Origin of the sequence: Hymenobacter sp. (genome assembly GCF_036387835.1) — a bacterium.
Classification (GTDB): Bacteria; Bacteroidota; Bacteroidia; order Cytophagales; family Hymenobacteraceae; genus Hymenobacter.
On record NZ_DASVSY010000123.1, the window covers coordinates 1 to 9,322 of the forward strand.

Consider the following 9,322-nt stretch of genomic DNA (forward strand, 5'->3'; position numbering starts at 1 on the left):
TGGTTGTCAACATCGATGCGTTTACCAAGGACAGCAACATCATCAATACCAGGCGGGAAACCGGCGTTCGGCCTATCGAATACCTGCAGCGGGTGCGGCCGGTGGTGATTGTCGATGAGCCGCAGAACATGGAAACCGACGTGCGACGAGCGGCCTTGGCCAACCTGAATCCGCTGTGTTTGCTGCGCTACTCGGCCACCCACAAGCATCTCTACAACCTGGTCTACAGCCTCAACCCAGTGCAAGCCTACGACCGGGGTTTGGTCAAGCAGATTGTGGTGGACGGCATCACGGGCGCCGCCGACCACAATGCGGCGTTTGTGGAGCTGAAGGCCCTGGTACCGGGCAAGCTGACGATAGCCGCTAAGCTTGCGTTTTTCCAAAACAGCAAAACCGGCGTCGTGCAGGTTGAAAAGCGCGTCAAGCCCGGCGACGATTTGTTTACCTTATCAAATGGGCGCGATGCGTATCGGGAAGGCTTTGTCGTCAACGAGATAAACGCGGCCGGACAAGTGCGTTTTAGCGGCGGCTTAATGGTGCACCTCGGCGCCTCGGCGGGCGGGCAGCACGAGGAGGTTATGAGGTTTCAGGTGCAGCAAACGGTGTTGCACCATTTCCGGCGGGTCCGGCAGCTGCAACCGCGGGGCATCAAGGTGTTATCGTTGTTTTTCATCGACCAGGTAGTGAATTACCGGGGCATCACCGAAGCCGGCCAACCCCAACTCGGCAAGCTCGGCGTGTGGTTTGAAGACGCCTTTCACCAGTACGCCAGCCAGCCCGAATACCAGGGGTTGATTCCCTATCCGGCGCAACAAGTACACGCCGGCTATTTCTCGCAAGACAAGAAAGGGCTGAAGGACACCAACGGCGCCACCAAAGCCGACGACGACACCTACAACCTGATTATGAAAGACAAGGAGCGGCTGCTTAGCACAACCGAACCAGTGCAGTTCATTTTCTCGCACTCGGCCCTGCGCGAAGGCTGGGACAATCCCAATGTGTTCCAGATTTGCACGCTCAGCGAAGCCAAAACCACCTTGCGCAAGCGCCAGGAAATCGGGCGCGGATTGCGGCTGCCCGTAGATGCCACCGGCCAGCGGGTTCACGACAAAAGCCTGAATCTGCTGACCGTGGTGGCCAATGAAAGCTACGAAAGCTTCGCCAGGACTTTGCAAGCAGAAATCGAGGAAGAAACTGGTGTGCAGTTCGAGGGCCGAATCAAAAATGCGCGGGAAGTAGCCGCTATCCGCCTCACGAAAGAGCTGACGCCGGAAAGCTGCCCGTTGTTTTTCGACCTCTGGACCAGAATCAACCACAAAACTCGCTACCGGGTAGGCTACCACTCGGCGGACCTGATCCGGGAAGCAGTAGAGGAGCTGCGCGACTTTGCGCGAGTACCCCTGACGAGCCGGGCCCGGCTTGCCAGTGCAACCGCCAAGCTGGAAATGAGCGAAAGAGGGGGCGTGCAAGCGGCCCTGCAATTCGCTACGGCCACCGATACGGCTGCCATCCGCTACCCCATACCCGATGTGTACGCCTACATTCAGCAGCGGGTAGAGGTGACGCGGCAAACCATCTTCGAAGTCCTGAAACAGTCGGAGCGGTACGGGGAATTAGAGATTAATCCTCAGCTTTTCCTCGACAGCGTAGTGGGCGTACTCCAGCGGGCCTTGAGCAAGCTGCTGGTAGCAGGTATTCAATACGAGCGGTGGCCCGGTCAGCAGCACGACTTGCAGCTATTCGCCGCCGAAGAGCGGGAAACCTTCCTCAGCAACCTGTTTGCCGTCGGTACGCACCCCGAAAAGACCCTCTACAATTATGCGGCCGTAGACAACGACACGGAGCGCGCTTTCGCCCGCGACCTGGAAGCAAATGAGGCCGTAAAGTTCTTCTTCAAGCTTCCACGCGGCTTCCAGATTCCTACGCCCCTGGGCTACTACGTGCCCGATTGGGTTGTGTTACTAGAAGCAGATGGCCCCGTCTATTTCGTGGCCGAAACCAAGGCAACTCCCAACGAACAGCAGCGGCGCGAAGTGGAAAACCTGAAAATACAATGCGGCCGGCAGCACTTTGCCCTTTTCGCGGCCGAGCAGGTGCACTACAACGTGGCCATTAGCGTAGCCGACATGCTCGACGCGGCGCACCACAACAGCGCGGCACCAGCGGCCTAACGCGGTTTATTTCGATTGTCGAAAGCTCGGCTAGACTTGCTCTGACTTGGCCCGCAAGACGCTTGCTCAGTTTTGCGCCAGCAGCCAGGTTACCGCATTTTCTTCTTCCTCGAACAGGCGATAAACTACTGGAAATTGCGTTTGAGCATGCAAAGTCAGCGAATGCATGGCCAAACGGCAGAATATATCCCTCGCCGATAAGATGGCTACGTAGCGGTATAAATTGTGCTTGGTAGCGCGGGGCAACCAATCCAGCAGCAGCCAAGCGGAATCTTTAGTGGACAGAGGAAACAAATTACGCTGATCGGCCGCCACCTTGCCCCAAGGCACCCGTTCCAATTCAACTAAGAGCTGTTCCATGGAAGCGCGCATGTCGGAACTCGACTCCGAACCTGGCAACCACGTCACGTGCAGATAGCCTTCGGAATATCTAGTAATACAACTGGCCTTGTTCGTAAAGCAAACGACGGGAGAGCAGGTATTCAAAAGGAACAGCTATGAAGGAGAATTCGCAGGACTCGTCTGTAAAAGCAAGCGCCGAAAAACAGAAACAGCGCCGTAAAGCTAGCTTAAATCTGCTCGTTAAAATAACAATCGAAAATAGGCCAGTTGATCCGTACAAGATAAACTGTACGCAATAATTCAATTTTCGCTATTTAGTCGCCGCCACCGTTAGCAGCCAGGAGTAAGCTGATTCGGTATCCTCAAAAGTATCGACGAGGGGACGGGTAGTGAAGGATAGGACCCGCTCGCTATCAATACGGGCAGGCCAATCGGCAGGACTCACCCACGCTATGGCCTCCACTCCGTTATCGGCAAGGGCATGGAAAAACTCCTGGGCAATCCACCGCACTACCTCACTCCAGCCATTAAGTGCCTGGCGGCCGTCGTTTAAGATGGCAGTGCTCTTCGTTTGGCGCACTTTGTTTAAAACCATCGCGCAGCCCGCCACCGTTGATTCTTCGTTTTGTTCGCCCTGCCAGGTCACGTACAGCCACTTATTATCAGGATCGTGCGCAATGGTTAGGCCAGGAATCTCGAACAAGGTTTGCATAGCCCTATGATGTATTTAAGTATGTACAGGCCGCATAGCGCACAAGTCAACATCTGCCAGATAACCTCGCAACCACCTCAGCTCTCCCCACTATTCCTTTCACTTCTTGGCAGGCATGAAATAAATATCATACGCTTTACTATAGTATATCGGTTTTACTATTTACTACAAATACTTTTCACTACTACTTAATCACGGTGCTATTGATTTTATGCCCACACTTAAACTATAAACTGCGGTAGCAACTGACACGAGAGGCCACTACACACAAAACCCTTGACAAAGATGCCAAGGGTTTTGTGTGTAGTGGCCTGTTAGCTTAAGCTTAACTGCGGATTACGCGCAATTGCTTTTTCAGGGCATCAATCCGATTCTGTGCTTCGTCGATGCGGCCCTGGTACTCCTGGCGGAGCTGAGCGGCGTTTTTAGAGCGAGCAAAGAACTCTAAATTGGTTTGCAGCGTGGAAATGTCGTTTTCCAGCTCGTTGATTTCGCGACGCAGGGCTTGCTCTTTCTTGTAAAGCTGCTGCTGCGAATCGGGGCTGGACTTGAGGCGCTCCACTTGCAGGTTGAAAAGCAGCTCGGCCTGCTCGGCATAGCTTACGTTGGGCACCGTATTGAGGTACTTGCCCATCAAGCTTTGGAACCGCTCGTCGGCGCGCTCGTTGTTGCCGCGCGGGTTGCTTTCGGCGCTACCAAAGGCTTGCCAGTCCTGCACGTGCTGGCGGAAGCCTTCGAGGCTGCCCGGCGCATCGGCACTCAGGGCAGCTACGCTGGCAGCCAGCTGGTCGAGGTAGCTGGTTTGGGCGTGGCTGGCTTGCTGCACCTTTTCCTGCCGCTGCTTCACCTCCTGGTTTTTACGGTCGAAAAACGCGTCGCAGGCAGTCCGGAAACGGTTCCAGACTTTATCGGACTGCTTTTCGGGTACGCGGCCGATGGTTTTCCAGTCTTTCTGGAGGCGAATCACGATTTCGCGCCCTTGCTCCCAGTCGGGGTTTGCCAGCGCTGCCTCGGCTTGGTCAATCAGCTCTAGCTTACGCTTGAGGTTGCTGTTCTTTTCTTCGTCGAGAGCTTTGAAAAACTGATTTTTGTGCTGGAAGAAGCCTTTGTAAGCGCCCCAGAACTGCTTGTTCATGGCGTCGGCCTTGTCGCGGGGTACGAGGCCCGCGGCATCCCACTCTTCTTTCAGCTTTTGCAGCTCGTCGGTTTTGGCGCGCCACTCGTTCACGCGCTCCGTGTGAAAATCGCCGAAGGGCAGCAACTGCTCCAGCAAAGCCGTTTTGCGGGCCAGGTTGGCGTTTTCCTGCGTCGAACGCACGTCCAGAAACTCCTTTTTACGGTTGTGCACCAACTCGGAAGCCTGCAAAAACCGTTGCCACAGCGCCTCGCGCTGCTCGTTGGGCACGGGCCCAATGTGTTTCCACTCCTCGTGCAGCTGCCGCAAGTCGTTGAGGGCTTTGTTGATGCTCGACTGCTGAGCTAATGCCTCCGCCCGCACAATCAGCGCCTCTTTGGCTTCCAGGTTGCGGCGGCGGTCCAGTTCCTTCATCTCGAAGAACAGACCGCGGTTGTTGTAGAAAATATCGAGCAGGGCGTGGTAGCTGTTCCACAGTTCCTGGGTGTCTTTCTGCGGCACCGGGCCGGTGGCCTTCCAATCGTTTTGCAGGGCCTTGATGCGGGCCGAGCTGTCCTTGGTTTCGGCCGACTCTACCAATGTCCGCAACTGCGAAAGCAGGTGCTGCTTGTGCACCAGATTGCGGGCGCGCTGGTCGTCTTCGGCTTTGGCATCCCGCACGCGGCTTTCGCGGAACTCCTGCATCAGCTTGCCAAGGTCGGCATAGCCTTCGGGGCCCGCATAAGTGAAGTCATCGCCCTCGTTGCCCGCCTCGGTGAAGCGCTGACGAGCCGCGGTACGGTCGGCGTTGATGGCCGTTTCGTACTGGCGGTAGAGGTCGGTGATCTGCTTGCGATTCTGCCGGGCATCAGGGCGCCAGAGCAACGCCAGCAACTGCGTTGTTTGCGTAGGCAAATCGAGAGTGGCGAAGTCCGGCACGGGCGTTTCCGGCACAAACTCTTCTTCCGCACCCGGTTCGTGCTCCGAGCCAGTATTCTCGGGCGTAGCAGGCGTGGGAGAAGACGTAGTGAGATGCGCAATACCTTCGGGGAGATCCTCGATTTCCGGCGCGGCGTGCAGCTCTTCTACGGGTAGCTCGGTATCAGGTGAAGCAGCAAGGGTGGCGTCCGAGGCATCGCCCGGCGCGTAAGTTTGCTTAGTGCCCTCTACTTGCTCGGGGGCAGCTGTTAGCGCATCAGTTTCAGCAGCCACTCCTACTGGCGAAGCAACGGGCAGTTCCTCGGTTGAAGACATTTCCACTGCTATCGCAGACGGCGATTCGGTGGTTCCTTCAGCAGCGGGCGCAGCAGTTGGTTCAGGCGTTACGGCTTCGGCCGTTACTACGGTGGCCGGAGTACTTTCCTCGGCTCCTTGCTGCGCACTCAGCACGCCCGGATTTTCACTGCCGTAATGATCCTGGGCGCGAGCCTGCGAGTCGGAAGCTGCTGCATCGTGCGCGGGCACTTGCGCTTCAGCTGAACTGGCCGTTACGTCGGCGGGCAGCTCGGCCGTGCCGGCTCCGGCAGGTTCGGTAGCAGGAGGATGCACTTCCGTGGCGGGACGCTCAGTGATTTCGTTGGCAGAAGCAGGCGCCTGCTGGGAGCGGATTTCCGCCAGTCGGCGCTCTAAAATGCTTAACGGCGAATCCGAATTGTTATCGGAGTTGGGGGCGGCTTGGTCGTTTTCAGGTAGCATGAGTTCAGCAGAAAGGGCCCGGCAAATACCTAAGTGGGTTCAGGCGGAGGGCGACGAGGAAGGATCTAATTTAAGCGCGGATCGACGGGATAATTGGACAGCGCCCGGTAGCGGCCGCCTTTTTCTCGCAAAATAGCCTGCCAAAAGGCATCATTATCCAAAGTAAAGACTTTCCCGGCAGCATCCGGATGCACGATCCAAACATTGTCCCCGATTTCGTCGGCTAGCTGCCCGGCGGTCCAGCCCGAATAGCCGGCATAAAAGCGCACCTCCTCGGGCAAGAGGTCGCCGCTGAGCAGCAAGCCCATCAGGACGGTGAAGTCGCCACCCCAATACACATCTTGGCCTAAGGCAATAGCTTCGGGCACATCGGGGCGCTGGTGCAGGTAGTGCAACGTGTCGGGCTGCACGGGTCCGCCCAGATAAAGCGGCATCTGCGCCACCGCCGAGTCGTCGGCGACGGGCAGTTGGAGCACATCCGCTAGTTGCAGGTTGGAGGAGCGGTTGAGCACGAGCCCGAACGAACCGTCCTCTTCATCGTGGCGGCACAGCAGCACCACGGAACGTTCAAAATTTGGATCACCAAGAAAAGGCTGCGAAATCAACAAACTGCTGGAACGAAGACGAGGCATAACGTTTCAGTAAGAGATGAGTTATAGGAAACGAAGAATTCGCAGAAGTGAAAAACAACGTGCTTTCAAGCGGCTCGCCCCTTATCGAGGCTAGCGCTTTCTTCTAACTTCAGTACGTGAGACGCCCCCCCGGAGGTTCCCTACCTGCCGCCATTGTACTACCTTGCGCCGCGTTGATGGTTGGTTGTTGGATTGTTGATTATTAGGGGCTGCTTGCTAAATGTTCAGCTACAGGAAGTCTACTTTCCTTATGGCCTTGATCTATGAGCTTGACAATCAAAATCTAACGCTTAAATAATCAGCCTCTAACAATCAACAACTCAGCAATCAACCACTACCATATGCTCGACCCGCACTTGGCCGACCTGCGCAAAACCTACGCTCAGCGCACCCTTTCGGAAGCGGACGTACTGCCCACCGCTATTCCGCAGTTTCGGGTGTGGCTGAACGAAGCCCTGCAGGCGCAGCTCGACGAACCCACCGCCATGACCGTGTCGACAGTAGCTGTTAACGGCCAGCCTTCGGCCCGGGTGCTTTTGCTTAAAGGCTTGCCCGACGACGCGGCTTTCCTCTTCTATAGTAACTATGATTCGCGCAAAGGCCAGGAATTGGCGGCCCGGCCGCTGGCGGCTCTCACCTTTTTCTGGCCCGGCCTAGAGCGGCAAGTGCGGGTGGAGGGGCGGATAGAGAAAGCGCCCGAGGCTTTGTCTACGGAATATTTCCAGAGCCGCCCCCGCAGCAGCCAGATTGGCGCCTGGGCCTCGCCGCAGAGCCAGATAATCGGCAGCCGGGAAGAACTGGAAGCGCGCGAGCAAAAGGTAGCCGCCGACTTCGCTGGCCAGGACCTTCTCCCGCGCCCCGCGCACTGGGGAGGTTATCTGCTACGCCCGCACCGCGTAGAGTTCTGGCAGGGCCGCCCCAGCCGCCTCCACGACCGTATCGTGTACGAACTCGAGGGCGACACCTGGCGCCTGAGCCGCCTGGCTCCGTAGTCATTTAACATTTAACAGTTATCATTTAACAGCCGCGGTGCTGGCAACGCATTAGGGGCCACGCCATCCGCTTGTTGAATGCTGACTGTTACTTGTTAAATGATAACTGTTAAATGTTAAATGACTGACTTTGGCTGAAATTCAACCCTTACGTGGCTGGCGGTATAATCCGGTGCTGAGCCAACATATTGACGACTACGTTTCGCCTCTTTTTGATGTCGTGTCGCAGAAGCAGCGGGAGGCGCTGTATCGTAACCAGCTTAACAGCATTCATCTTTCGGTGCCGCGGGGCGATGATGCGGCGGGCGAGGCCCTAGTACGGTTGCAGGAATGGCAGCAAACGGGCGTGCTGCGGCAGGATGAGCTGCCGGGCATTTACGTGTATTACCAGTATTTCCGGCTGCCGGGCAGCCCCCGCGAGTTCTGCCGCAAAGGCTTTATGTGCCACATCCGGGCCTATGCCTGGACTGATAACGTGGTGTTGCGGCATGAAAATACGCTGCCCTCATCGGTCAACGACCGGGCGGAACTGCTGGCTCGCACCGAGTTCCAAACCAGCGCCACCCACGGCCTCTACCGCGACGATGAGTTTGAGCTGGAACAGTGGATGGACGAGGCCATGCAGGACCCACTCTACCAGACCGAGGAAGACTACCAGGGCGCCCGCGACGTGCTGGCAGTTATTCAGGATGCGCACATCATCGAGCGGTTTCAGGCGGTGCTGGCCCAGCGGCAGGTGATTCTGGCCGATGGGCACCACCGCTACGAGGGCTCCCTGGCTTACCGGCAGGCCCGCCTGGCTGCCGACCCCGCTGCCACTGGCAACGAGGGCTGGAACTACCATTTGATGTACCTCACCAACTCGGCCGCCGACGACCTGCGCATTCTGCCCACCCACCGCCTGCTGCTGGACTTGCCCGGCAACCTGACCGATGCGGAGCTGCTGACCCGCTTGGAAGCGTATTTCACTGTTGTGCCCAAGGAAGACGCCTACGACCTGCCCGAGCTGATTGCGGGCAAACAATGGGCCTTCGGGCTGTATTTGCAAGACGGGCAGGCTTACAAGCTGCGGCTGCGGCCCGAAATACACGCGCAACTTAATTGGGACACCACGCCCGAAGTAAAAGCCCTGGATCTGACTGTTCTGCACTTCTTTGTACTTGAAAAAGCGCTAGGCGTAGTCGGCCCCGACGCGCAACGGCAGTGGCCAGGCATAGCTTACGTGCGGAGCTTTTCCGAATGCCTCAAGCGCGTTGATTCCGGTGAGGCCCGCGCCGCCGTTTTCACCAACGAAGTAACCATGGATGAAGTGGAGCGGGTGTGCCATTCCGGGGCCGTCATGCCGCCCAAGTCCACGTTCTTCTACCCCAAAACCATCGGTGGCTTCCTCTTCAGCAGTATCCGCGCCGAAGAAACCACGCATCCGTTTTTGGTTGAATGGTTGAATGGTTGATTGCTGAATAGTTAGATGAAAAATTCAGGTAAAGCAGACTTCTTATAATGAAGCTGTTAGAAAGTCAACCAGACCGTCATCATATGTTTGTGGTGGCACCCCTTTGGGCCAGGCCGCAGTTCGTCATTGGTCGAGAAGACCGTTCAGCATGCTGGCACCCGTTGGGCCGCCGGCCCGTGAGCCCGGACAGTTCAGTGGTCGTCATAGGCCG

General features: G+C 57.0%; 7 protein-coding genes. 3 read left to right on the top strand and 4 right to left on the bottom strand.

Features of this window, described 5'->3' with window-relative positions:
- Positions 1–2,171, top strand: a 2,171-nt coding sequence (locus VF639_RS24885) for a restriction endonuclease (protein ID WP_331148672.1), incomplete at its 5' end; no start/stop codon positions are given.
- 66 nt (positions 2,172–2,237) lie between these two features.
- Here VF639_RS24885 and VF639_RS24890 read toward each other — a convergent pair.
- The 4 genes from VF639_RS24890 to VF639_RS24905 all read right to left on the bottom strand — a co-directional run bounded on the left by VF639_RS24890 (position 2,238) and on the right by VF639_RS24905 (position 6,666).
- Positions 2,238–2,531: a hypothetical protein gene (locus VF639_RS24890; RefSeq protein ID WP_331148673.1), complete on the bottom strand. Its 294-nt coding sequence runs from the start codon at positions 2,529–2,531 to the stop codon at positions 2,238–2,240.
- A gap of 292 nt (positions 2,532–2,823) precedes the next feature.
- Entirely contained in the window at positions 2,824–3,225 is a 402-nt protein-coding gene (locus VF639_RS24895; protein WP_331148674.1) for a hypothetical protein, read from the bottom strand.
- 325 nt (positions 3,226–3,550) lie between these two features.
- Positions 3,551–6,034 carry a DUF349 domain-containing protein gene (locus tag VF639_RS24900; RefSeq protein ID WP_331148675.1) on the bottom strand — a complete coding sequence of 828 codons (2,484 nt, stop codon included), beginning with the start codon at positions 6,032–6,034 and terminating at the stop codon, positions 3,551–3,553.
- A 65-nt stretch (positions 6,035–6,099) separates the two neighbouring features.
- Positions 6,100–6,666 (bottom strand): YqgE/AlgH family protein, encoded by a 567-nt coding sequence (locus tag VF639_RS24905; protein WP_331148676.1) that lies wholly within the window; start codon positions 6,664–6,666, stop codon positions 6,100–6,102.
- A 341-nt stretch (positions 6,667–7,007) separates the two neighbouring features.
- On the opposite strand from VF639_RS24905, the gene pdxH reads away from it, so the two are divergent.
- Positions 7,008–7,658 (top strand): pyridoxamine 5'-phosphate oxidase, encoded by a 651-nt coding sequence (gene pdxH, locus VF639_RS24910; RefSeq protein WP_331148677.1) that lies wholly within the window; start codon positions 7,008–7,010, stop codon positions 7,656–7,658.
- A gap of 130 nt (positions 7,659–7,788) precedes the next feature.
- The gene (locus tag VF639_RS24915; protein WP_331148678.1) at positions 7,789–9,111 is read left to right on the top strand and encodes a DUF1015 domain-containing protein; all 1,323 of its coding nucleotides are present in this window, start codon (positions 7,789–7,791) and stop codon (positions 9,109–9,111) included.
- Positions 9,112–9,322: the final 211 nt, after the last annotated feature.

Coding starts and splice junctions, on each gene's coding strand:
- pdxH (WP_331148677.1), top strand. CDS start 7,008: ATGCTCGACCCGCACTTGGCCGACCTGCGCAAAACCTACGCTCAGCGC.
- VF639_RS24890 (WP_331148673.1), bottom strand. CDS start 2,531: ATGGAACAGCTCTTAGTTGAATTGGAACGGGTGCCTTGGGGCAAGGTG.
- VF639_RS24905 (WP_331148676.1), bottom strand. CDS start 6,666: ATGCCTCGTCTTCGTTCCAGCAGTTTGTTGATTTCGCAGCCTTTTCTT.
- VF639_RS24900 (WP_331148675.1), bottom strand. CDS start 6,034: ATGCTACCTGAAAACGACCAAGCCGCCCCCAACTCCGATAACAATTCG.
- VF639_RS24895 (WP_331148674.1), bottom strand. CDS start 3,225: ATGCAAACCTTGTTCGAGATTCCTGGCCTAACCATTGCGCACGATCCT.